At 59.3% G+C, this 24,443-nt stretch carries 21 protein-coding genes and 1 tRNA gene; 14 read left to right on the top strand and 8 right to left on the bottom strand.

Going from position 1 to position 24,443, the window contains the following annotated elements; all coding sequences use genetic code 11:
* Positions 1-335: 335 nt before the first annotated feature.
* From Q4E11_RS00610 to Q4E11_RS00585, 6 genes are all read left to right on the top strand, one after another.
* Complete coding sequence (locus Q4E11_RS00610) at positions 336-818, top strand: DUF6676 family protein (RefSeq protein ID WP_303162739.1); 483 nt, start codon at positions 336-338, stop codon at positions 816-818.
* 533 nt (positions 819-1,351) lie between these two features.
* Positions 1,352-3,004, top strand: coding sequence for a DIP1281 family NlpC/P60 protein (locus Q4E11_RS00605; RefSeq protein ID WP_368410389.1), 1,653 nt, complete (start codon positions 1,352-1,354; stop codon positions 3,002-3,004).
* A 55-nt stretch (positions 3,005-3,059) separates the two neighbouring features.
* The gene (locus Q4E11_RS00600) at positions 3,060-4,064 is read left to right on the top strand and encodes a MoxR family ATPase (protein WP_303162736.1); all 1,005 of its coding nucleotides are present in this window, start codon (positions 3,060-3,062) and stop codon (positions 4,062-4,064) included.
* Positions 4,064-4,915 carry a DUF58 domain-containing protein gene (locus tag Q4E11_RS00595; RefSeq protein WP_303162735.1) on the top strand — a complete coding sequence of 284 codons (852 nt, stop codon included), beginning with the start codon at positions 4,064-4,066 and terminating at the stop codon, positions 4,913-4,915. The genes Q4E11_RS00600 and Q4E11_RS00595 overlap by 1 nt, the downstream gene beginning before the upstream one ends.
* 34 nt (positions 4,916-4,949) lie before the next feature.
* Positions 4,950-5,942 (top strand): VWA domain-containing protein, encoded by a 993-nt coding sequence (locus Q4E11_RS00590; RefSeq protein ID WP_303162734.1) that lies wholly within the window; start codon positions 4,950-4,952, stop codon positions 5,940-5,942.
* Between the two features lie 73 nt (positions 5,943-6,015).
* Positions 6,016-7,080, top strand: coding sequence for a ferrochelatase (locus Q4E11_RS00585; protein ID WP_303162733.1), 1,065 nt, complete (start codon positions 6,016-6,018; stop codon positions 7,078-7,080).
* Positions 7,081-7,083: 3 nt separating this feature from the next.
* Here the strand turns inward: Q4E11_RS00585 and Q4E11_RS00580 are convergent, their stop codons facing one another.
* Complete coding sequence (locus Q4E11_RS00580) at positions 7,084-7,947, bottom strand: hypothetical protein (RefSeq protein WP_303162732.1); 864 nt, start codon at positions 7,945-7,947, stop codon at positions 7,084-7,086.
* Between the two features lie 112 nt (positions 7,948-8,059).
* Between Q4E11_RS00580 and Q4E11_RS00575 the strand changes: the two genes are divergently transcribed.
* The 3 genes from Q4E11_RS00575 (at position 8,060) to Q4E11_RS00565 (ending at position 10,837) form a co-directional block, all read left to right on the top strand.
* Complete coding sequence (locus tag Q4E11_RS00575) at positions 8,060-8,914, top strand: DUF3097 domain-containing protein (RefSeq protein ID WP_303162730.1); 855 nt, start codon at positions 8,060-8,062, stop codon at positions 8,912-8,914.
* 58 nt (positions 8,915-8,972) lie between these two features.
* The gene (locus Q4E11_RS00570; protein ID WP_303162729.1) at positions 8,973-9,410 is read left to right on the top strand and encodes an NfeD family protein; all 438 of its coding nucleotides are present in this window, start codon (positions 8,973-8,975) and stop codon (positions 9,408-9,410) included.
* An 80-nt stretch (positions 9,411-9,490) separates the two neighbouring features.
* Complete coding sequence (locus tag Q4E11_RS00565) at positions 9,491-10,837, top strand: SPFH domain-containing protein (RefSeq protein WP_303162727.1); 1,347 nt, start codon at positions 9,491-9,493, stop codon at positions 10,835-10,837.
* 7 nt (positions 10,838-10,844) lie between these two features.
* On the opposite strand, the gene Q4E11_RS00560 is transcribed toward Q4E11_RS00565, so the two are convergent.
* A complete protein-coding gene (locus tag Q4E11_RS00560; protein WP_303162726.1) occupies positions 10,845-11,417 on the bottom strand; it encodes a DNA-binding protein in 573 nt (190 codons plus the stop codon).
* A gap of 49 nt (positions 11,418-11,466) precedes the next feature.
* Positions 11,467-12,144 carry a TVP38/TMEM64 family protein gene (locus tag Q4E11_RS00555; RefSeq protein WP_303162725.1) on the bottom strand — a complete coding sequence of 226 codons (678 nt, stop codon included), beginning with the start codon at positions 12,142-12,144 and terminating at the stop codon, positions 11,467-11,469.
* A 341-nt stretch (positions 12,145-12,485) separates the two neighbouring features.
* On the opposite strand from Q4E11_RS00555, the gene Q4E11_RS00550 reads away from it, so the two are divergent.
* The 3 genes from Q4E11_RS00550 to meaB all read left to right on the top strand — a co-directional run bounded on the left by Q4E11_RS00550 (position 12,486) and on the right by meaB (position 17,811).
* Complete coding sequence (locus Q4E11_RS00550; protein ID WP_303162724.1) at positions 12,486-14,378, top strand: methylmalonyl-CoA mutase family protein; 1,893 nt, start codon at positions 12,486-12,488, stop codon at positions 14,376-14,378.
* 8 nt (positions 14,379-14,386) lie between these two features.
* Positions 14,387-16,606: a methylmalonyl-CoA mutase gene (gene scpA, locus Q4E11_RS00545; protein ID WP_303162723.1), complete on the top strand. Its 2,220-nt coding sequence runs from the start codon at positions 14,387-14,389 to the stop codon at positions 16,604-16,606.
* An 83-nt stretch (positions 16,607-16,689) separates the two neighbouring features.
* On the top strand, positions 16,690-17,811 hold the full coding sequence (meaB, locus tag Q4E11_RS00540; RefSeq protein ID WP_303162722.1) for a methylmalonyl Co-A mutase-associated GTPase MeaB: 1,122 nt from the start codon (positions 16,690-16,692) through the stop codon (positions 17,809-17,811).
* Between the two features lie 91 nt (positions 17,812-17,902).
* Here the strand turns inward: meaB and Q4E11_RS00535 are convergent, their stop codons facing one another.
* Positions 17,903-18,235 (bottom strand): metalloregulator ArsR/SmtB family transcription factor, encoded by a 333-nt coding sequence (locus Q4E11_RS00535; protein ID WP_303162721.1) that lies wholly within the window; start codon positions 18,233-18,235, stop codon positions 17,903-17,905.
* A gap of 170 nt (positions 18,236-18,405) precedes the next feature.
* Between Q4E11_RS00535 and cls the strand changes: the two genes are divergently transcribed.
* Positions 18,406-19,899 (top strand): cardiolipin synthase, encoded by a 1,494-nt coding sequence (gene cls / locus Q4E11_RS00530; protein WP_303162720.1) that lies wholly within the window; start codon positions 18,406-18,408, stop codon positions 19,897-19,899.
* Positions 19,900-20,177: 278 nt separating this feature from the next.
* On the opposite strand, the gene Q4E11_RS00525 is transcribed toward cls, so the two are convergent.
* A tRNA-Leu gene (locus tag Q4E11_RS00525) sits at positions 20,178-20,263 on the bottom strand.
* A gap of 169 nt (positions 20,264-20,432) precedes the next feature.
* Here Q4E11_RS00525 and Q4E11_RS00520 point away from each other — a divergent pair.
* On the top strand, positions 20,433-20,975 hold the full coding sequence (locus Q4E11_RS00520; protein WP_303162719.1) for a YbhB/YbcL family Raf kinase inhibitor-like protein: 543 nt from the start codon (positions 20,433-20,435) through the stop codon (positions 20,973-20,975).
* A 156-nt stretch (positions 20,976-21,131) separates the two neighbouring features.
* Here Q4E11_RS00520 and Q4E11_RS00515 read toward each other — a convergent pair whose 3' ends face one another.
* The 3 genes from Q4E11_RS00515 to Q4E11_RS00505 form a co-directional block, all read right to left on the bottom strand.
* Complete coding sequence (locus tag Q4E11_RS00515) at positions 21,132-22,232, bottom strand: quinone-dependent dihydroorotate dehydrogenase (RefSeq protein WP_303162718.1); 1,101 nt, start codon at positions 22,230-22,232, stop codon at positions 21,132-21,134.
* Positions 22,233-23,399 carry a YncE family protein gene (locus Q4E11_RS00510; protein WP_303162717.1) on the bottom strand — a complete coding sequence of 389 codons (1,167 nt, stop codon included), beginning with the start codon at positions 23,397-23,399 and terminating at the stop codon, positions 22,233-22,235.
* Positions 23,400-23,464: 65 nt separating this feature from the next.
* Positions 23,465-24,400: an aldo/keto reductase gene (locus Q4E11_RS00505; protein WP_303162716.1), complete on the bottom strand. Its 936-nt coding sequence runs from the start codon at positions 24,398-24,400 to the stop codon at positions 23,465-23,467.
* Positions 24,401-24,443 lie beyond the last annotated feature (43 nt).

The following is a 24,443-nucleotide window of genomic DNA, read 5'->3' as shown; positions in this document are numbered from 1 at the left end:
GCCTTCAGCGGAGAAGCCTGCACTCGAATACGGCTCTCCACAAGGCACAGGTGCGATCACGCCGCCCCTTATCAACCAATTAAAGCAATAATCACGAAGCGGGGCATTTACCTCCGCCCGCATGTTTACAAGGAAGCGTTACCGTCCCTGCGTTTAACCATAACAGTACGAACGTTCTGTATGTAGATTCCCTGCGGCACGCCGATACCGGCTACCCCCGTTCGCAGAAAAAACACGCATTATATAGAGAGCGTATATGCGTTGACCGCGCATGAGGCGTGCACATCAAGCACACCATTTAAAAGAACCAACCCCCGGGAAGGCAGTAAACGACAATGGCAGAGGAATTGTACTTAGATGACCTCAGTGTCAACGAGGCTGTTGCCAAGCTGCACAATGACAACATCATTACGGCCAACGAGCAGCTGCGCGAAGCAGTTCAGCCAATTGTTGACGATGCCGCGAATCGGGGAGTGGAAAACCTCAACGTCATCTATATCGATGGCGAACCGGAGGACGTTGATGCCTTTTCCTTTGCACGACAGGTCGTCGATCAGATTGGCGGAACAACTATTGTCCGCTCGCCGGGCAATGTCAGTGTCGCCTCAGAGGATTTCTCCCGTGCCGCCATCGCCAACGCGGAGCACAGCATGATGGAAATCCCGCGCGACTACCCCAAGGGGCTCGATCTGCTTCTCGCCAATCTCACCGAATACGTCGTCCCGTGGACCATGTACAGCATCATCGTCGGCCTTATTATCGTCGCCACATTCGTCGGCTTGACGTTTTACTGGCTACGAACTCGCCCCTCGGCTTAGGGGCTTGCTTCACGACGGCCGCAGCGACCACACCATGCCCCAAAAATTGGTTGCAGGACCGAGAATGCAACAGCTGGCACCATAACCAATTACGACGCTTTCCACTGCAACACCCCGCAACAGCACCGAGGCAAGGTTTACGCCTTGACTCTTTTTTAATGCAATTATCGGGAATCATGTCATCACCAACGCGACACGCCGAAGATGTTCACATTAGTGACATAATTCACACACAATTTACAGCTATCCCATAACTGCTGGCCAGGACATGTAACGAAACGGTTACAAAATGAGATAGCAGTGTTGATTTTGTTACTTATGTTTTTTTAGAGCTTATTGACCCGTAAAGTTCTTCGTGATGTCAGTAGTGGACTCAAGTGTCCAGTATTGACTAAAGAAAATTCGTGTTAAAGCCGTTGTTGTTCTTCCAAGTGACTGAGCAACACCGGATTGCTATCCAACGATGGGGAAGTCGCTGGTTTCGAGTCCGGGAGTTTTAACGCACCCCATAGGAGATAAGTAGGAGTTACACGGTGCCGAGTAATCGCAAGTCCCGTGCATCTTATTGGACACGTCCAATTGCCGGCGTCATCACGGCAGGCCTTTTGGCAACCAACTCACAGGTGGCCGTGGCGCAACCTGTAAACCCGAGCGACGCCCAGATCCGCCAGGCTCGTGAGACTGCGGATAACGCAGAGTCGTACCTGCAGTCCCTGGTCATCGAGGTGACTGCCAACGAGCGTCGTGTTGCATCCCTCGAATTGCGTATGGGCACCCTGCGCGAGGACGTCAACAAGGCAATGGTCGACCTTGAAACTGCCCGTCAGGCTGCCGACCGTGCCCGCAAGGCCGTCGACGAGGCTCGCGGCCGACTGGACAAGTCCCGCACCGAGCTCGCTCGTGCGCAGAGCGAGTTCAATAACCTCGCCCGCACCATCATGCGCCAGGGTCGCTCCAGCGGTTCTATTCTCGAGGGCGCAAAGGGCGCATCGGAAGCCATCAACCGCATGTCGGCACTCCGCCGCGAGGCAGACCGTCAAGAACAGACAGTTGACTCGCTGGATAAGAGCCGTACCCAGGCAGCAAACGAAGAATCCGCCCTGCGTGACAAGCGCACGCAGGCGGAGGAAGCTGAGACTACTGCAGACCAGCGTCATACCGACGCCGAGAACGCTTACTCGCAGGCTAATCAGGAGCTGCAGAAGGAGCAGGCTGACTACCAGCAGGCTCAGATTGACCGCGATGCTGCGAAGGCCTCTCTGGAGGCAGCTCGCGACGCTGTCAACGAGCTCAATGAACAGCGCCAGAGTTACGAGAGCGAACAGGCTCGTAAGGAAGCTGAGGACGCCGCTGCAAAGAAGGCAGCGGAAGAGGCTGCTGCAAAGACACGCCAGGAGGCCAAGGAGAAGCAGGCCGCGGTCACTTCGGACTCGACTGACTCCACCGCCTCTGACTCTTCTGCATCCGGTTCCTCCGAGTCCGACTCTGACTCCGAGTCGACGGACTCGACCGGTTCCACGGGTACTTCCAGCACGACCGGCACTACCGGCTCGTCTGACTCGTCCGACAGCGAATCGACCGATTCCAGCGACAGCGAGTCCAACTCCACTGAGTCCGATTCCTCCGATTCCACTGGCTCTGACTCCAGCTCGGAGACCGAGTCCTCGGAATCGTCGAGCGACTCCAGCTCGTCGTCAAGCGGAACCCCGGCACAGACGGCAACGCCGACGAACCCGGAGACGGGACAGATCACGTCGGGATCGTCGAGCCAGAAGGTCGAGACCGTTATTGCCCGTGCAATGAGTCAGCTGGGCGTTCCGTACGCCTGGGGCGGCGGTGACGCCAACGGTCCGACCAAGGGTATTCGTGACGGCGGCGTGGCCGATGCTCACGGCGACTACAACAAGGTTGGTTTCGACTGCTCGGGTCTGACCCTCTACGCATACGCTGCAGTGGGCATCACCCTTCCGCACTACACCGGCTACCAGTACCAGCGCGGTACTCACTACCCGGCCTCGCAGATGAAGCGCGGTGACCTGCTGTTCTGGGGACCGAATGGTCACGGGCATGTCGCAATTTACCTGGGCGATGGCAAGATGATTGAGGCTCCGCAGTCCGGCTCGGTGGTTAAGATTTCGCCAGTCCGTTATAACGGAATGACACCGAACGTTGTCCGACTCGTCTAATTCCTAACTCCGCACCTTTAGTGGTCGGGGGACCGACCTGTGAGAGGGTTTTTCAGTGACCTACCCAACGCCCACCGCCCACGCCGATCTTGAGCGCGCCTATGCCGAGCTTGGGAAAGTCGTGGTCGGGCAGGAGCATCTGACTAAGCAGCTCTTCATCGCCATGCTCGCCGGCGGTCACGTCCTCCTCGAGGGCGTGCCAGGTGTGGCAAAGACTCTCGCGGTGTCGACATTTGCGAAGGTCATGGGTGGGTCGTACTCCCGCATTCAGTTCACCCCGGATTTGGTGCCGTCAGATATTGTCGGTACCCGTATTTTTCGCCAGGACACCTCGGAGTTCATTGTGGAGCCCGGTCCTGTGATGGCGAACATTGTGCTGGCGGATGAGATTAACCGTGCGCCGGCCAAGGTTCAGTCCGCACTGCTGGAGGTCATGGCAGAGCACCAGGTGTCAATTGCGGGAAATACCTCTCCCGTGCCAGAGCCGTTTTTGGTGCTGGCCACGCAGAACCCGATTGAAAACCAGGGCGTTTATCCGCTGCCAGAAGCACAGCGAGACCGCTTCCTATTCAAGGTTCTGGTGGGCTACCCCACTCCTGCTGAGGAACGGGAGATTGTCTACCGAATGGGTGCCACTCCGCCGACTGCGCAGCAGATTCTCACGCCTGCGCGGGTAGAGGAGTTGCAGCAGGCCACTCGCGAAGTTTTTGTCCACCACACGTTGATTGACTACATCGTCGCGGTCGTCGAACTCACGCGCAATCCCATGCGCGCGGAGCTCACCGATGTCGACCGTTGGCTGTCCTACGGCGCCTCTCCTCGCGCCACACTGGGCGCTGTCGCCGCCGCTCGTGCTCACGCACTGTTTTCCGGTCGCGACTACGTTGTGCCCGACGATGTCGTCGCCGTGCTTCCCGACGTTCTGCGCCACCGCCTGGTCCTTTCCTATGAGGGCCTGGCAGACGGCGTCACTCCAGAGCGCATTATCGACATTGTTCTTTCCCGCGTACGCCTTCCCCAGGGCGCGAACGAGACGTCGACACAGGACACCGCCTCCTAATGGCTGCCAGAGATGAAGATCTCTCTCGCGTCCTGGCGTATCTGGAACTGACAGTTACGCGCAAACTCAATGGACTTCTTCGCGGTAGCTTCCTGTCTACCGCCACCGGCGAAGGCTCCGAGCCCGATGCCGCTCGCGAATACGTCATCGGCGATGACGTCCGCCGAATGGATTGGGCCGTGACCGCCCGTACCGGTGTGCCACATGTCCGCACCGCCGAGGCTGAGCGGGAGCTGGAATGCTGGATTGTCGCCGAGCCCTCCGCACGACTATCGACGGGGCTGGCAGACACCACGAAACGCCATTTACTCACCGCCGCTGCCGGCGCAATCAGTTTGCTTAACGACGCTCCGGGGTCTCGCACCGGATTGATTGCCGGTGACACGATTGTGCCCGCTGGCCAAGGCCGTGCTCACAGTTTGATGCTGCTGAAGAAGCTGGCTGAAACCACTGTGGAGCACAACCTTGCCGCAGATATCGACACTGTTATGACGCAGGCACCACGTGCGGGGCTGCTCGTTATCATCTCGGATTTCTTGGGCCCTCTTGATTGGTCGCGAGCGCTGCGCGTAGCGTCCGCTTCAACGGAGATTATGGCCATTCGGCTTGTCGACCCCGCTGATGAAGCACTGCCGGGTGAGGGACCCGTCGTTATGGCGGATTCTGCTACAGGCGAGACGATTGAGCTTAATATCAACGACAAAACTCGCCGAGAATACGCAGCACAGGCAAGCGCGCATCATGAAAAGGTTATGCATGAGTTGCGCAGGGCTCGCGCTCGGGTGATCAACTTGCGCACTGATTCCGACTGGGTGCTCGATTTCGCGCGCCAAATTGGTCAGCGACAGTGAAACCGCGACTGGATGTGAGGAAACCGATATCGCGATGACGTTTTTGAACTCAACTTTCGCGCACCCCCTCTGGCTCGTCGCGCTCATTGTGCCGATAGTCGCTGGTATCGCGTATTGGGCCGGTACGAGAAAGCGCCGCCAGCGTGCCATCGCCTTTGGCAACTTCACTATTGTCGGCTCGCTGGGCAATAAAGCGTCCTCGCGGACTCGCCACGCAGTTGCCATCAGCGCGCTGATTTCGCTGGTACTGGTCATTATTTCGCTGGCTGGCCCAATCTCTGAAACCAAGGTCGCCCGCAACCGTGCCACGGTCATGCTCGTCGTGGATGTCTCGCTGTCCATGTCCGCCACCGATGTTGCTCCCGACCGCATTACCGCCGCTAAGGAAGCTGGCCAGGAATTTGTCGAAAACCTCCCGGACGACCTCAACATCGGCCTGGTGACGTTCTCCGGCCGCGCCCGCACACCAGTCAATCCGACGACCAATCACGCCGCAGTGTCCCGCGCGCTGCAGGCAGCCGAGCTCGACCAAGCTACCGCCACAGGCGACGCCATCGCCGCCGCGCTCGATGCCATCAAGCAGTTCAGTGATTCTGTTGAAGGCGGGGGAGAAGGCGCCCCACCTGCGACAATTGTGCTGCTTTCCGACGGCAAACAGACCGTCCCGCAGGAGTTGGATGATCCCCGCGGTGCATATACCGCCGCCGATGAAGCTGCCAAAGCCGGTATTCCCGTCAGTACCATTTCCTTCGGTACGCAATCCGGTGCCATCACCGTCCAGGGCGAGATGATTCCGGTGCCCAACGACGATGAATCCCTGCGCGAAATTGCCCGCCGTACTGAGGGGGAGTTCTTCAGCGCAGGTTCCCTGGAGCAGCTGCGAGATGCCTACGGCTCGTTGGAGGATGACATTGGCTACGAGCTCAAGCGCGCCGAGAACCCACGGCCATATCTCATCGCGGCCTTTATCACCCTGCTGATTACAGTCGCGTCGCTGCTGGTCGCCAACCGGCGCGTGCCACAGTAGCGGGCAATAGGCCGACTTCTGGCAACAAACCGACTTATACAGTCCTCAGACTGCACTACTACACTGAAGCGCTATGTCGTCCGATAATTTTGACGCGATTCTTCTTCTCTCTTTCGGCGGTCCCGAAAAGATGGAGGATGTGCGTCCTTTCCTAGAGAATGTCACTCGCGGTCGCGGAATTCCGCCAGAGCGTCTGGACGAAGTCGGTGCACACTATGCCCACTTCAATGGCAAGTCCCCGCTAAATGATTTAAACCGCGAAATTATCGCCAATCTCACTGCCGAGTTGGCCCGTCGCGGCCATGAGCTGCCGGTCTACTTCGGCAATCGCAACTGGCACCCGATGGCCGAAGACACCGCCGCCAAGATGGCGGATGACGGTATCCAGCGCGCACTCGTTTTCGCCACCAGCGCGTGGGGCGGTTACTCCGGTTGCCGTCAGTATCACGAGGACATTGCCCGAATGCGTGAGTCTTTGGGCGAGCGCGCCTTCGAGATGGAAAAGATTCGCAGCTTCTACGACCATCCGCTTTTCATCGAGGCCTTCGCCGACGCTGTCGGCGAGGCATTCGCCAAGTTGCCAGAAGATCGCCGTGACGATGCCCGACTCGTCTTTACCGCCCATTCCATTCCGGTGTCGGCCGATAAGGCCTCCGGTCCCGCTGACCTGGGCGGAAACTTGTACTCGCGCCAAGTCGAAGAGGCGGCGAAGCTCATCGCCGAGGCCGTCGGAGTCACCGATTACGACGTCGTCTGGCAGTCCCGTTCCGGCCCCGCCCATGTACCGTGGCTGGAACCGGATATCGTCGATCATATTGAAGAGCAGGTGAAAAACGGCGTGCGCGCGGCAGTCGTATGCCCAGTTGGTTTCATCTCTGACCACGTGGAGGTCGCGTGGGATCTCGACTCCGAGCTCCAAGACGAAATGGCGCACCACGACATCGTCATCGAGCGCGCAGCCACGCCGGGGCCCTCCGAAAAGTTCACGAACATGATTGTGGAGCTCATCGAAGAGCGCATCGGCACAGCAACGCCGCGTCGCCTCGGATCCGAGCCGCTACTGGGCTCCGCCTGCAATGGCGCACCGTGCGCCACCGCGTGCTGCGTGCCGGCCAAGCGTCCGGCAGCGCGCCGCTAAAAACTATCGAGTCCACTGTGCAATCGCATATTCGACAGCGCTCATCCGCGCTTGTCGAATCCTGCGCCACAGCGGAATCAGCTGCGGATCAAACGCCGCACTGCCATGCCCGGACTCCTCGCCCTGTGCGACGGCGAGAATCGATGACACGCGATCCGCACGTGCCAGCACACCGAGCGCTCGGCGCGGTACATCATCAGGTACAAACGCCATATCCAGGTGGTCATCGAGCATCCCCACCATCAGGCGCGGATCTACTTTTGGTCGGCCATTGCTTGACGACGTCATCGGAGAGCGCGGCATCGCAGCAATAGTTGCAGCCGCCAGACGTGCGGCATCGGCCAACTGCAAATCGGCCTCACCGGGAGACAGATACGCGGGCTCTGGCAGATGGCCTTCCAGCGTGTACCACTGCCACTGGTTTTCCTCTTCACCCTGCAGCCGTGTTTTGACAGGAACGAGCACATGGTTCCAACCGGGTTCGGCGTCCGCGATGACAATGGCCGAGCCCGCCGCACGCGCAGCTACTGCCGCAGCACTGCCAGCCGGCAGCGCCGGGGCATCGCCGGGACCGCTGAGGATAAGGCGGACAAGTGGGCGGTGATCCGCCTGCCAATCACCGGCATCAGTGGCAGCTCGAAGCAAGCGGAACATGTCGCTTCTATTGAGGTCACTTTCCACATCGACCACGGCCGGGACCGTGGCGTCGGCAAGCACGAGCGATCCCGGTGTGGAGGAGGGGCCGCCGAGTGAGTCCAGGGCGTCGAGGAGATGGTCGTAGTTTTCCAGTCCGCTCAGCCATGCCCCCAGCCAGAGGGCGATGTGCTGAGTGGGACTCCAGACCTGTGATAATACGCTGCGCTGCATAGTGCAGCTCATCCTAGTGCAGGAAAGGGAAAATGCCGTAACCAGCACGAATCGGCATCTCACCAAGACCGTCAGGCAGGTCGGCCGATCGTGGCCTGTAATCTCATGAGTCATGAGCTTTAATGACCCATATCGCAATCAGGATGTTCTCGGTGGCGCTCGTGGCCATCGCCGTCGAATTCCGCAGCCGGCACGTGAGGTGGTCGCGGAAAACGGCATTGTTGTCGAGGCATCGTACGACGGTTTCGTCGGCGCGATTATCGGGTTGGAAAAGACCTTTGATGGTTGGTGCGTGCGGCTGGAAGATCGCTACGGCAAGTCGCGGTTGTTTCCCATGCATGAGCGTGGATTTTTGATTGACGGCAAACCTGTGACTCTGGTGCGCCCCAAGGCGCAGCCAAAGAAGCCATCTCAGGACTTGTCGGCCTCGGGCTCGCGCAAGGTCCACAATGTCAAAGCCAAGGTGGCGCTGCCGAGCCGCATTTGGGTCGAGGGCATCCACGACGCCGCCATTGTGGAGAAGGTCTGGGGCCATGACCTGCGCGTTGAGGGCGTTGTTGTCGAGTATTTGGAAGGCCTGGACAACCTGCCGGAGCGCCTGGCGGAGTTTCAGCCGGGGCCTAAGCGCCGTGTTGGTGTGCTGGCTGACCACCTGGTTGAGGGCTCCAAGGAAAGCCGCATGACGCAGCAGCTCGGACCTCATGTGATGGTGACGGGGCACCCGTTTATCGATGTCTGGCAGGCGGTCAAGCCGGCGTCGGTAGGCATTAAGGCGTGGCCCGAGGTGCCGTATGGCGAAGACTGGAAGACAGGTATTTGCCAGCGCCTGGGGTGGGGCGACGATCCCAAGGAGGGGTGGCGTCGGGTGTACGCGGGTGTCCACACATACCGAGATTTGGAATCGGACCTCATCGGTGCAGTTGAGCGCTTGGTCGACTTTGTCACAGAACCTCATATGCAGTTTTAACCAATATTTACCTATTACTTAGCCCGCATTTGTCCTACAAAATAGGTAGGGTTAGGGCGTGATTCCTCTCCTTTGGCTCGGAGCGAGCCTCCTACTAGTCCTCGGCGAGCTAGTGGTGGGAGACATGTCACTGTTGATGCTCGGAGGTGGCGCGCTGGCAGCTGCCGGTGCGAGCCAGCTCGGAGCACCACTTTGGTTAGCAGTGATTGTCTTCGCCATTGTCTCTGCCATTCTTGTGCTGACTATTCGTCCTGTGCTGCGAAAGAAGTTGGCGGCACCGGATAAGTCGGCGGACCTAGAGGCACACCCAGAACTGTTGGCCGGACGCCAGGCGGAAGTTATTGAGCCCGTCTCGGCGTCTGAGGGCTTGATTAAAATCAACGGCGAGCTGTGGAGCGCCCGCAGCCTGCTTCCCTCACAGAATTTTGAGCCGAAGGCAAGGGTCACGATCGTAGAAATCTCGGGAAACACGGCTGTGGTGGACAAGCCACTGTAAGTGTTCTAAGCGCCCCAGATGCGCTGCGGGAGATTTCTCTGTACTGCCCACACAATTAATACGCTACGAGGAAATCCACCATGAGCGGACTTATTATCCTCGCTGTTTTCGTTATCGTTGTGGTCGCGCTGGTACTCAAGGCGATTGTTCTTGTCCCACAGGGCGAGGCGGCAATCGTCGAGAGGCTGGGGCGCTATACGCAGACGCTTAACAGCGGCCTGAACTTCATCGTCCCGATTATTGACCGTGTGCGTGAAAAGGTCGACACCCGTGAACGCATGGTCACATTCCCGCCACAAGCCGTGATTACGGAGGATAACCTCACCGTCGCTATCGACACGGTCGTGACTTTCCAGGTCAACGAGCCGGACCGCGCAATTTACGGCATCGACAACTACATCTTCGGCGTCGAACAGATCACCACCGCAACGCTTCGCGACGTCGTGGGTGGTCTCACGCTGGAGGAAACGCTGACCTCCCGTGACTACATCAACCGTCGCCTGCGCGGCGAATTGGATGAGGCCACTGCCAAGTGGGGTCTGCGCATTGCTCGCGTTGAGCTGAAGGCCATTGAGCCGCCACCGTCCATTCAACAGTCGATGGAAAAGCAGATGAAGGCGGACCGCGAAAAGCGCGCCATGATTCTGACCGCTGAAGGTACCCGCGAAGCGGAGATTAAAACTGCTGAGGGCCGCAAGCAGGCACAGATTCTGGCTGCTGAAGGTGACAAGCACGCATCGATCCTCGCTGCAGAAGCTGAGCGCCAGGCAACCATCCTGCGCGCTGAGGGTACGCGTGCGGCGACCTACCTGGAAGCACAGGGTAATGCCCGTGCAATTCAGAAGGTCAACGCCGCTGTCAAGGCTTCTCAGTTGACTCCTGAGGTGTTGGCCTGGCAGTACCTGGAGAAGCTGCCAGAGCTGGCCAACAAGGAAGGCAATACGGTCTGGATGGTTCCGGCACAGTTCGGAGACAGCCTAGAGAGCTTTGCCAAGGCCTTCGGTAAGAAGGATGCCGATGGTGTCTTCCGCTACGAGCCACCGGCCGTTAGCGCAGAGACCAAGGAAGAAGCCGACCAGGGGCGCGACGAGAACTGGTTTGATATGTCCACCAACCCCGAGCTGGCACGCGCAGTCGCTGCCGCAAACGAGGTGGCGAACCGGCCAGTGGATGACCCGATTGCAACGGCGTCGGCAAATTCCACCAAGAAGGAAAAGAAGCGCTCCACCGACCAGTCAGAGATTGAGGCCCCAGCAACGCCGGCAGCCCCGGCAGCGCCGGCCAATCCGAGTGGCGCCAACGGTCAGCCCGCTCAGGAAAATCCGTCAGTACCGGCCAATGATTCGCAGTACGGCAATCACGCTGCCGATCAAGCTCGCTACTCGCAGTGGTCGCAGAACTTCAATCAAAACGGAAATGGCCAGTAAAAGGCCACTACAGTTCCTCTGCCCGCTGGAGTAGGTGGACGGCCAGATTCCATCCGGCCAATTCCGCCTGCCATCCAGCGGCAGCGAGGCGCTGATTTACTGCTTGCTTAGAAACGCCCAGCTCTTCAGCGGCCTCAACCTGGGTATACCCGGCTCGAACAAGACCGGTTGCCTCGCGCCCTTCCGGCGACCTGCGCGATATAACGTGGTGAAGCAGCGTAAACGCTGCCGCAATATCCTCCGAATAATCCTTACCGCGGGGATTCGTCGTCCTAATCCTGGTCTTCACCACACCGGCTCGGCCGCCTGCGCCGAGAACTGAACTGGCTGCTGCATGAGCCTGTTCCAGATCCCCCTTAGGACAGATTCCAATACCGATTGCCCAGTCGCCAGCAGCCAGCAGTGCCAGCACCAAAGTGGTCACGCCAACTGCGCTTTCGGGTGCTGCACGCATCTCCTCAATACCGGCGACCTCGACGGTGCCAACACCGTCCAGCCCAGAAAGCGCCTGCGCTGAGGCTTGAACGTGATCTGCCCTGCGGGTAGATCGACCACGATACCTGGCAAAGACTGCATACATGCGAACCAGTCTAGCCGTACCCCTTGACATCCGCGGGATAGACCCGCAGTTAGCTGAGCTTCTTCGACGGCGCTTCCACAACCGGGAACTTGGCATCGAGAACCAGCCCGGCCACGCCGAGCAGCAACAGAATTCCCGTGGCCACTGCAAATCGCACATCGAAGCCGACCAACAGCGCGTCGCCAAGCAAAACGACGGCAAGCGTATTCGGCGCCGAACCGATAGCGGTGGCGATGATGTACGGCGCGACGCGAATTGAGGAAAGGCCGCAGGCGTAATTGAGGAAAGAAAAGGGCACGCCAGCAATCATGCGCAGGCTTAAGACGGTGAGCCAGCCCCGTTGTTCGAGCCGATGGTCGAGCTGAATAAGCCGGCGGTTGGTCAGAAGCGTGCGGAACCAATCGCGCGCGAGGAATCGAACGATTAGCAGCGACACCAGTGCCGAGACCGTAGTCGCGGTAATTGCCAGCAGAAAACCGAGAACCGGCCCAAAGAGAATTCCCGAGGCAAGCGTGAAGACTGTGCGGGGAATCGGAAACTGCGTCAGTGCGACGTAGACCAAGAAGTAGGCGATGGGGAACCAGTCTCCGGCATCGATGGACCATTGCCGAATGGTGGCGACGGTTGGGACATCGACAAATAGCGTGACGATGACCCCCACAATTACGGCTAGCCCCAGAAGAACCTTTTTGACTGTAGGGGTAATTCGCACATCGGAAGACTTCACCCGTTTGAGGTTACCGGGGATTGTGCCGATACGTGTGACCTGCACATTGAGTGCGCCATGGGGTGAGGGTAGCCACGGCTAAGGGCGTTTGCCGGTTATTTCACTAGGATAGGAGACAAGGTCACTATGCCTTGACTCACGTTTTAGGGTGCGCCGGTACTTTTTCGTGCGCATGTTGGAGCGGCGTTAAAAGTAGTGGCTCTTATAAATATTGGAGGAAGCCAACGCTCACTGACTCTCTTCGGCCGCTGGAGAATTTGGAAATTGTCGCAGCCGAATTCCTCACGGTAATGGGGGTCAATGGTGCCGTTGCTTAAAACATGTAAGGGAGAAGGTCTGTCGTGACTGACCGAACGACCCCCGAATCGCCTTCCACGTTGCCGCCGAACTTCGAGGAATTGCAGAATTCCTGGTACAAGGGCGTGGCCAAGGTATTCGCTCGGGTGCACAAGCAAGACGTTGCCGATGTACCGCTCGATATTTGGAAACGACTGATTCAGACCACCTACGACGGTGTCGATGTTCGTCCGCTGTACACCCGCGCCGATGAGCACGCGGAAATCCCGGAGCCGGGTCAGTTCCCGTTCCTCCGCGGTGCCAAGGTCACTGAGGACAACACCAACGGCTGGGGCGTTCGTGAAACCTTTGGTCGTCAGTACCCGGGCGAGGATGCCCTCGACCCGAAGGCTGTCAACGAGACGCTGCTGATCGCTCTTGAAAACGGCACGACCGACATCCGCCTGAACTTCACCGGTTCTCTCGAAGCCGCTGATATCCCGGCGCTGCTGAACAACGTCTACGTCGACCTCGCTCCGATTGCCGTTAACGCTGGTAAGAAGGCGCCGCAGGTTTTCGACGCACTGCTGTCCTACATCGAGGCTGAGAAGCCCGCTAACCCGGACAACGTTGCGCTCGAGCTGTCCGCCGCACCGCTGACCTCTGCTTTCGCGGGTATCGAGGACGTCTCCCTCGACGAAGCTGTCGAGCTCGCCGTCAAGGCCGCTAAGCAGCCGGGCGACATCCGCGCACTGCTTGTCGACGGCGTTGTTTTCTCCAACCTGGGAGCCAATAACATCCAGGAGATTGGCTACAGCCTCGCTGTCGGTGTCGCTTACCTGCGCGCACTGACCGAAGCGGGCCTGAGCGCCGAAGAGGCACTTGGCCAGATCACCTTCCGGTTTGCCGCTACTGATGACCAGTTCGACACAATTGCGAAATTCCGCGCTGCCCGCGTTCTGTGGGCTCGCGTCGCTGAGGTTATCGGCGCCCCGGAAGCTGGCCGTGCGCCAATGCACGCAGTTACCGCTCCGGTGATGTTCAGCCAGCGTGACCCGTGGGTCAACATGCTGCGCGTGACCGTCGCTTCTTTCGCTGCCGGTGTCGGCGGTGCCTCCTCGGTTGAGGTTCTGCCGTTTGACTACGCAGTTGTCGGCGGTATGCCGAATGTCTCTAAGACTTTCAAGGCTCGCATTGCTCGCAACACCAACCTGTTGCTGCTGGAAGAGTCCCACCTGGGCTACGTCGCTGACCCGGCAGGTGGCTCCTACTTTGTGGAGAACCTGACTGAGGAACTGGCTGACAAGGCATGGGAAATCTTTACCAGCACTGAGGCTGCAGGCGGCTTTGCAGCTGCTGAGGCCAACGTCCGCGAGGCACTGGACGCCACCTGGGAAAAGCGCCGTGCAGACATTGCACACCGCCGCACCAAGGTTACGGCTATCAATGAGTTCCCGAACTTGGCTGAGGCTCCGCTGGCGCCGGAAGCACGCCCGGAAGGCGAGAAGATTCGCCGCTGGGCCAGCGACTTCGAGGCACTGCGCAACCGCTCTGATGACTTCCTCGCTGAGAAGGATCACCGCCCGTTGATTGGTCTGCTGCCACTTGGCCCGCTGGCCAAGCACAACATCCGCACGGGCTTTACCTCCAACCTGCTGGCTTCCGGCGGTATCGCCGTTGCCAACCCAGGCCAGGTTGTCCCGGGTGAGCAGGCATTCGAGGAGGCCGCTAAGGCTTCTCCGATTGTCGTGCTGTGTGCAGCCGACAGCGAGTACGAGGCCTCCGGCCAGGATGCCGTTAAGGCAGCTCGTGCAGCTGGTGCGAAGGAAGTCCTCGTGGCAGGTTCGGAGAAGAGCTTCTCCGGTGCCGCTGAGGATGCCCGCCCAGACGGGTACCTGAACATGAAAATCGATGCTGTCGCGGAGCTGTCCCGACTGCTGAACGAACTGGGAGCGTGAAGGAAGTAATGACCACCATCCCAAATTTCGCTGACATCTCCCGCAACACCGACGACGCAGCTGCAGATACTAACAAGGCCGCTGCTGCCGAGGCCGGCGAAGTGTGGACCATTCCGGAAGGAATCGACGTCAAGCGCGTCTACGACCGCGCTGACCGTGAAGCCGCCGCCGCGGAGGGCCACCCGGTGGATTCTTTCCCGGGTATCGCACCGTTTATGCGCGGTCCTTACCCGACGATGTACACCAACCAGCCGTGGACCATTCGCCAGTACGCTGGTTTCTCCACCGCTGCTGAGTCCAACGCCTTCTACCGCCGCAACCTGGCTGCTGGCCAGAAGGGCCTGTCGGTCGCATTCGACCTGGCTACCCACCGCGGTTACGACTCCGACAACCCGCGTGTCTCCGGCGACGTCGGTATGGCCGGTGTGGCAATCGACTCCATCTACGACATGCGCGAGCTCTTCCAGGGCATCGACCTGGGCGGTGTCTCCGTCTCTATGACCATGAACGGCGCTGTGCTGCCGATCCTGGCCTTCTACATTGTCGTGGCGGAAGAGCAGGGCGTTCCGCCCGAGAAGCTGCGCGGTACGATCCAGAACGACATCCTCAAGGAGTTCATGGTTCGTAACACGTATATCTACCCGCCAAAGCCGTCGATGCGAATCATCTCCTCGATTTTCGAGTACACCTCGGCAAAGATGCCGAAGTTCAACTCGATTTCGATTTCCGGCTACCACATCCAGGAAGCCGGCGCTACCGCCGACCTCGAGCTCGCATACACGCTTGCCGACGGCATCGAGTACATCCGAGCTGGTCTTGACGCTGGCCTGGAAGTTGATCAGTTCGCACCGCGTCTGTCCTTCTTCTGGGGCATCTCGATGAACACCTTCACCGAGATTGCCAAGCTGCGCGCTGGCCGTATCCTCTGGTCGGAGCTGGTTGGCAAGTTCGGCCCGAAGAACCCGAAGTCCCAGTCCCTGCGTACCCACTCGCAGACCTCGGGCTGGTCGCTGACCGCTCAGGATGTCTACAACAACGTGGCCCGCACCGCGATTGAGGCAATGGCTGCAACTCAGGGCCACACTCAGTCGCTGCACACCAACGCACTGGATGAGGCTCTGGCACTGCCGACCGACTTCTCGGCACGTATTGCTCGTAACACCCAGCTGCTGCTGCAGCAGGAGTCCAACACCACCCGTCCGGTTGACCCGTGGGCTGGCTCCTACTACGTCGAATGGCTGACCAATGAGCTGGTCAAGCGTGCACGCCAGCACATCGCCGAGGTCGAGGAAGCTGGTGGCATGGCACAGGCCACCATCGAGGGTATTCCGAAGCTGCGCATTGAAGAGGCAGCTGCTCGTACCCAGGCTCGTATTGACTCTGGCCGTCAGGCCCTCATCGGCGTGAACAAGTACCAGGTCGACGAGGACGAGGCCATTGAGGTTCTCAAGGTCGAAAACTCCCGCGTCCGCCAGGAGCAGATCGACAAGCTGGCTCGTCTTCGCGCCGAACGCGATGAGGACGAGGTCAAGAAGGCGCTGGCCGCTCTGACCGACGCTTGCCGTAACCCGGGTGAGCCGGGTGACCTCGACAAGAACCTGCTGAAGCTGGCTGTCGACTGTGCTCGCGCAATGGCTTCCATCGGCGAGATTTCGGACGCCATGGAAGAGGTCTTTGGTCGCCACCAGGCTGAGATTCGCACTCTGTCGGGTGTCTACAAGGACGAAGTTGGCAAGGAGGGAACCGTGTCCAACGTCTCCAAGGCCATCGCAATGGCCGACAAGTTCGAGGAGCAGGAAGGCCGTCGTCCGCGCATCTTCCTGGCCAAGATGGGCCAGGACGGTCACGACCGTGGTCAGAAGGTTATCGCATCCGCCTACGCCGACCTCGGTATGGACGTCGATGTGGGACCGCTGTTCCAGACCCCGGAGGAGGCCGCCAAGTCGGCTGTCGACTCCGACGTCCACGTCGTGGGCGTTTCCTCGCTGGCCGCAGGCCACCTGACCTTGGTGCCTGCTCTCCGCGACGAGCTGAAGAAGCTGGGCCGCGAGGACATCATGATCGTCGTCGGTGGCGTTATCCCGCCGGGCGATTTCCAGGAACTCTACGATGCAGGCGCCGCGGCTATTTACCCGCCGGGCACCGTCATCGCCGATTCGGCTATCGATATGCTCACCAAGCTCTCCGCCGAGCTGGGCATTGACGTCTCCGTTGAGGAAGAGTCCTAAATAAAAAAACCCCGAAAACGCGCTGGGCTGACTGACCGATATGGTTGCTCAGCTCAGCGCGTTGTTACAAGAGGGAAGTAGCGATGAACGAGTATCTTGAAGAAAACCTGGGCACCCTCGTCACTACCGCTGGCACGGTTATTGAGGGAAAGACGGCTGTAGCCCCCGAGGTTGTCCGTCGTGCGCGACGACGTATCGACGTAGATGACCTGTTCGAGGGCGTGCGCGCCGGCAACCGCACCAAGTTGGCTCGGGCAATCACGCTGTTGGAGTCCACTGCTCCGGCGCACAAGGTGCTGGCCCAGGAACTACTGGTGAAATTGCTGCCTTTCTCCGGAAAAGCAATCCGTGTCGGTCTCACCGGTGTCCCGGGCGTCGGTAAGTCCACCACGATTGAAACTCTCGGCCTCAAGCTGATTGAAGAAGGCCACCGCGTCGCAGTGCTGGCCATCGACCCGTCGTCGACGAAGTCACGCGGCTCAATCCTCGGTGACAAGACTCGCATGGCCAGGTTGTCCGCTGCCGATGAGGCGTTTATTCGCCCCTCTCCGTCGGCGGGTACTCTCGGCGGCGTTGCCAAGGCAACACGTGAGGCAATGGTCGTTCTCGAAGCTGCTGGCTTTGACATTGTCATCGTGGAAACCGTTGGCGTGGGTCAGTCTGAGGTCGCGGTTGCACAGATGGTCGACACCTTCGCCTTCCTGGCACTCGCTGGTGCGGGTGACCAGTTGCAGGGCATCAAGAAGGGCGTGCTCGAGATGGCCGATGTCATCTCGATTAACAAGGCCGATGGCCAGAATCTCCGTCCGGCCAAACGTGCGGCTCGCGATCTGACCACTGCGATGAAGATGGTGCGCAGCTCTGATCAGGTGTGGACGCCACCGGTGCTGACGATGTCGGCGCTGGAAGGCGACGGCATCGATAAGTTCTGGCAGGCCATCGAAGACCACATTGAGACGATGCACAAGGAGCATCTCTTCGATGAAAATCGCGCTAACCAGCAGATTAAGTGGATGTGGTCGATGGTGCACGAGACGCTGCTGCAGCGTCTGAACACCAACGAGGCCGTTCAGGCTGAGAGCACTTTGGTGGAAAAGCAACTTCGCTCAGGTCAGCTGACACCTACGCTGGCTGCCGAGCGCATTATGGAAGCGTTCGACAAGGGAGTGGCAACCGGGGATAACCTGGCCGACACTGACCAGTAGCAGCGCCACGGCTAGAACCCCGCTGATATTACTTTGAGTACGCTCAAGTTATGTCGCGGGGTTTTCGTCGTAAAGCGCTAAACCAGCACGACTAGTTGTTGCAGTGGTGCGGCGGATCGTCGTAAAGCGTGTGCTCTGCGAACTGCAGTGCGTTGACCACGAGCGTCGTCAGATGCCCGTCGGGTTGGCTGTAGAAGCACGACGTGCCCTCTTTGCGCGTCTGCACCATATTCGCCATGCGCAGCTTCGCCAGATGCTGAGAGATAGCGGGCACCGGGCGATTCAGGGCATCGGCGATGGCAGTAACCGTCATCTCGCCATCGTGGAGGAGAGCGAGGATGGCCAGCCGCGTCTTATCTCCCAAAAGCTTCAAAACGCCAGCGGCAACGTCAGTTTCTTTTACAGTAGGAGCTTTCTCAAGCATTGGGGGAGAGGTTAGTCCTTTCGCATCAGTTGCGCTGCACGCAGACCTATGTTCAACAGACTGAACTTTACTCTGGAGATAGTTCAAATTCAACGACGCAGCGACGGCGAAAATGCGCCTAAAACCCGGCAGCGACAGTAGGGGAAAGGCAATTCAGTAATATCATCTGCATGGATTGGTTGATGGGCACCTTCCCTTGGCTGGTGGAGGAATTGACGTGGTGGCAGGTCGTGCTGTTTGCGCTGGACTACACGATTAAATTCATCGCCATCGGCTGGGTGCCCGAAAACCGCAGCCCCTCCGCATCAACTGCCTGGCTGTTGCTCATTTTGTTGATCCCATTTGTCGGTCTGCCGCTGTTCCTCTTTTTGGGCTCGCAGCAGATCACGGGGCGTCGGCACGAGGTCCAGGCGCTCGCCCAAGAACTTATTGCGGAGCGCACCGCGCATCTGCCCGATGTGCCGAAAAATGTGGAAATTGAAGACGATGTGGTCAATGTCTTCAAACTCGCCCGCCTGCTCACTGGACTGCCGGCCGTGGCGAGTTCAGAGATGGGACTGCACTCGGAATTTGAGTCCTCGATCGAGCGGACGATTGAAGCCATCGACGCGGCCAAGACATCGATTCATGTGCAGTCGTACATCTTCGCGCTCGATGACTCGACAGAGCCGTTCATCCAGGCCCTCGAACGCGCCCAGGACAGGGGACTAGAGGTCAAGGTTCTAGTCGACCCCATTGGATCGTGGAAATACCCCGGCTACTACAAACTGAAAAAGCGCCTCAATCGCGCGGAAATACCCTGGCATCCTATGCTGCCGGTCAGCCTGCTCAAACTCACGTGGCGCCGCCTGGATCTGCGCAGTCACCGCAAACTCGTTGTCATCGACGGCGAGACGGTCTTTATGGGCTCCCTGAATATTATCGAGCCTGAATATCAGAAGAAAAAGAACCACAAGATTGGCCGGCAGTGGGTGGACACTTGGATTGAGCTCCACGGCAATATCGCGCTGGCTTTCGACGCAGTCTTTGCCGTCGACTGGACCAGCGAGCTCTACTCCACCCCGAAGCCGACGAGGGACTACACCCTGCACGGCCAAGAGGAGGGCGACAACGTCAATATCGTCCAGGTGCTACCGTCCGGTCCGGGATTTACCACAGAGCCCAATCTGCGCGTCTTTAACAACATGATCTATCAGGCACACCACCGCATCATCGCAGTGAGCCCGTACTTTGTGCCCGACGAGTCCATGCTGATGGCTCTCACCTCCGCAGCCTACGGCGGCATTGATGTCCAGCTCTACGTCAATGAAAAGTCCGACCAGTTCATGGTCGGCCATGCGCAGCAGTCCTACTATCAGGCGCTACTTGACGCAGGCGTGAAAATCTACCGCTACCCGGCACCGGCCGTCCTGCATTCGAAGTTCATGATTATCGACGACCGCATGGCCATGTTCGGCTCCTCAAACCTGGACATGCGCTCCTTCGGCCTCAACTACGAAATCACACTCCTGACCGCCGCAGGTTCGATCGTCGAAAAGCTCACGTCGCTTGCCGACGAGTACCGCGAGAAATCCCTCATCCTGACACAGGAGGAATGGAATGAGCGGCCAATCCATCAGCGGTACCTCAATTCCGTGTTCCGCCTGACCTCTGCGCTGCAGTAGTGCGGTAGTGCTGTGAGCAGTAGCAAACACGCTAGCCTCGGCGAGCCGAGCAGAAATAGTCTCAGGACGGGGCACAATCACAGCACACACGTATGGTCCCAAAATGACGTATGGCTCGCATATAACGTTTGGTCGTGTATACAGAGCCATATGTTCATTTTGAAGCCATAGGTCACATTTGAACCATAGGTGGGGTGGGCGCAGGGGACCGTCGTAAAGCCATGTGCAATAAAAAACCCGAGGCCTGCATTAGCTGCAGTTCCTCGGGATTTAACTTGTGTCCGGAGGGGGACTTGAACCCCCACGCCCGTTAATAGGGCACTAGCACCTCAAGCTAGCGCGTCTGCCATTCCGCCACCCGGACCAGGTAGGAAGCACTTGTCGTGCTGACCTGTGATACTGTATCCCGACTCGCTAAAGAAACACAAATTGGCAGGTCAGAGAATGAAATAACGTGAAAAACTACATCATTGTTTTTCACTAACTTCGCTAACTCCGTGCGGCATCGGTGCAAAGTAGGCACACTGGTAACTATGACTACGAACACACCGAATTTCCCAGGACCTGACCCGTACGCACCGCTGAGGGATCTGCCGACTTTTGAGCTCACATCGCCGGATATCACCGATGGTGAGCAGATTCCGGACAAGTTCCGGGCACCGTCGAATGTTTCCCCGCAGCTGGACTGGGCAAACCTGCCGGAGGGCACGAAGTCCATTGCGGTGACGTGCTTTGATCCGGATGCGCCAACTGCGTCCGGCTTTTGGCACTGGGCGGTATTTAATATCCCGGCAACCGAGAAGGGTCTGCCACAGGGCGCTGGCGCCGAGGATGGCTCCAAGCTGCCTGAGGGCGCAATTCAGCTGGTAGGCGACTCGGGTATGCGTGGCCACTACGGTGCCAATCCACCGGCTAATCATGCCCCACACCGTTACATGTATGCGGTGCACGCGGTGGATGTCGACAAGCTGGACGTGCCGGAAGATGCAACGCCGACTGTGCTGGGCTTTAACCTGTACTTCCACTCGATTGCGCGTGCCATCATCACGCCGTGGTGGGAGACCGTCGAGGAGTAACCTCACGCGCCGAAGCCTTGGGGCGCGATAGCCTCTTGCTCAGCTAAGCGCAGGCAAAGCAAATCCCCGGCAGCCAATGAGGAATCTGGCTGCCGGGGATTTATCTATTTAGCTCAGAGGCGCACTTTCCAGGCACCAAGCCACGCGCCCTCGCGCTTAATTGCGCCACGGAAGGCCACAACCAACGGCCTCCGAGATGGAGTAGAAGCCCTGTGCGCGAATCTGGCGGGCCAGCCCCAGGTGGATGTCACGAATCCAGTCAGGGCCGCCGTAAATCAGCGGCGTGTAGCCCTGTAATAGGGAAGCACCGTTGGCAATCCGCTCCCAGGCCTGTTCAGCAGTTTCAATGCCGCCTACGCTGATGAGTACAAGCTTGTCTCCGACACGCTCGTGCAGCAGCTTCAGCACCTCCAGCGAACGCGCTGCGACGGGTGCGCCGGAGACACCGCCAGCGCCCATTGCTGCGACCTCATCGGCCGGGGTACGCAGGCCCTCGCGCGAAATGGTCGTATTCGTAGCAACGATGCCGGCCAATCCCAGCTCCACTGCCAAATCAGCAACGGCAACAACATCTTCATCGGAGAGATCCGGGGCAATCTTGACCAGAACAGGGGAGCTGGTCTCCTCTCGCACGGCCGACAAAATCGGTCGCAAGGACTCAACTGCCTGCAGGTCACGCAGCCCCGGAGTATTCGGCGAGGAGACGTTGACCACCACGTAATCAGCCAAACCACCGAGCTGACGAGCCGATTCACGGTAGTCATCCACCGCGTCTTCCAGCGGAGTGACCTTGGTCTTACCGATGTTGATGCCAATGACATCATCGCTGCGCCGCGCCCGCAGATTCTCAGCCACAGCCTTCGCACCCGGGTTGTTAAAGCCCATGCGGTTCAAAATGGCGCGGTCTTCCTTCAGGCGGAACAGTCGCGGTCGGTCATTGCCCGGCTGCGGCTTGGCCGTCACTGTGCCCAGTTCGGCGTAGCCAAAACCAATCGGCCCCCAGCAGTCCGGGGAAGTCGCTGCCTTGTCAAAGCCTGCGGCGAGCCCCAACGGACGCGGGAAATCCACGCCGAAAACTGTCTGTCGCAGTACCGCGTCATCAACAACGAAGAGCTTTGCGACGGCCCGCTGCAGACTCTCCGACTTCTGCAAACCCTGCAGCGTCTTCGTCATTGTCTCGTGAATCTTCTCAGGTGGCACCTGGAACATTGCCTTGAGAGCTAGCTGATAGGCCTTGGCACGAATTTTAGAAGGCATCTACTTGGCTTCCCCTTCAGAACTGTCAGCACCTGTCGGTAGCTTATCGGCTGGCTCACGAACCGCCATCTCGTCGCGAGATTCGTCGGCCTTCTGCTTGTTCTTAGCAATTGCCTTATCGACGTCCGCTGCGTCGAAAATCTGCGCACCAGCACCGGTGGCCGAGAACACGGCAACTTGACCGTCCTTGGTTGCCACGACCGACTGCGGGTCTGCAATCGTATCGATGTCCGCAACCATGACCGGGGTACCCGAGCTGATGTCGTATCCGGTGAGCTTATTGACCTTGGTCGATGTCACCCACACGATGCCGCGAGAGTCATCGACGGCAACGGCCCACGGAGCCTCCGGCACTGGGGCTGCCTGGTGCAGCCGGATGATGTCCGACGCAGTGTAAATAAGCAGCTGATTGCCCTTGGTATCCGCGGCGACAATGATGTTGTCACCGGCTGCTGCCTTGCCAACACCAATGCCCGCGCGCAGGGCGGAGCCTGCACGGGATTCGTCCAACTTCAATTCGTGGACAGACGTTTCAGGGCGGTTGACCTCAAGGAGCTTGACGCCATCGTCACCGTCCTCGTCTGCAGCGCTTTTCTCTGCTTCTGGGATGACCAGTAGCTGCGAGCCGTGATTGGCCGCCTTGAAGTCACCGGCGGGCTCGCCGTCGGCACCGAAGACTTCGATGACGTTGTCATCGGCACGAGCGCCGATGATGCGGCCGCCTTCAAGTCCCACGGCTGCCGAGTAGGCAGTGCCGCGGCCGACAACAGCGGCCTGCGTGCCCGCTTCAGTGATGACATGGATGCCATCCGAGCAGGGCAGCAGTGCACTTTCATCGCTCGGAGCGAGTTCTCCGCAGTCCGCGTCCAGCTTCGTTGAGTTGGCAGCTGGGTTGTTCAGAGGACCGGAGAGGATCTTGCCATCAGCCTTGAGAATCACCTGGTCACCGACAAGTATCGCGTCGGTGATGTTTTCATCGATCTTCTTGGTCTTGCCCAGAGTGGTATCAGGAGTGGCGGGAGAAGCGGCCGGCACAGGCGTGGCGTTGCCCATACCAGCTTCAATGTCTCCTTCCACATCGGAGGAGCATCCTGCCAGGACCACTGCGCTAGCGGAAAGCCCCGCTAGTAGGGAGGTTATGACACGTCGGCGACTGTTTACACTCACGCTATAGAAACTACCACCCCTGGCTAAGCACTCTGCGGTGGCCTTGGGCGAGACGGCGCTACTGCTCACAGGGTGACGTCGTCAAGCGCATTGCAAATCTGCGGCGGCAGCGTCAATTGCTCAGCGGTGAGGTTCTCGCGTAGCTGTGCGCGGTCGCGTGCGCCGATGAGGATTGATGTCACGCCAGGGCGATCGCGTGCCCAGGCGATGGCGGCGACGGCGGCGCTAACCCCAAGCCCCGTCGCGGCGGTGGTCAGCGCACCGGCGACGGTGACACCGCGGGCATCGAGATAGTCCTGCACTTCCGCATCGGCGTGTTCGGAGGCAGCGCGGGAATCCTCGGGAATGATGTGCTGATATTTGGCGGTCAGTACGCCTTGCGCCAGGGGAGCGCCACCGATAAATCCCAGCCCCAGATGCTCACAGGCCGGCAACAGTTCGGATTCAGAACCGCGCTGAAGCAGGGAGTACTCATGCTGCGCGAAGACGGGACCGATGCGGTCAGCCGCCGCGTGCGTCACTGCTGCCTGCCAGCCGTTGTAGCCACGCACGCCCGCATAGCGCACACGCCCTGTCCGCACCGCCCACTCGAGAGTGTCGGCGACTTCTTCGGGTGGGGTTAGACCATCCCAAAACCCGGGTGCCCACAGATCAATGTGTTCAACGCCGAGGCGAGCCAGCGTTTGGTCGAGATCCATCTGCATGGTCTTGCGGGAGCAATCGACACGTCGGCCGACGGGGCGTTCCGGGTGAATACCGGAGGCGACGGAGAGCACCAATTTATCGGCCACACCGCGGCGCGCGATGACACGGCCGAGCATCTCTTCGACGGTGTCGCCGCCGTGAAGGGGAGAGGCATCGACCAAATTGCCGCCGGCATCGAGAAAATCGCTGAGGATGCGCCCGGCTTCGTCCGAGCCCGTTCCCGCACCCCACGTCGCAGTCCCCAGTCCCAACGCAGAGACGCGCAGCCCGCTGTTGCCCAGAATTCGTTGTCGCACGAGAATCACTTTAGGCTACAGCCAGGGCTTCTCCCACGAGTGG

It is taken from the genome of Corynebacterium sp. (genome assembly GCF_030532195.1).
Classification (GTDB): Bacteria; Actinomycetota; Actinomycetes; order Mycobacteriales; family Mycobacteriaceae; genus Corynebacterium.
The sequence above is the reverse complement of the archived record's forward strand: the minus strand, read 5'-3'. Positions and strand labels throughout refer to the sequence as shown.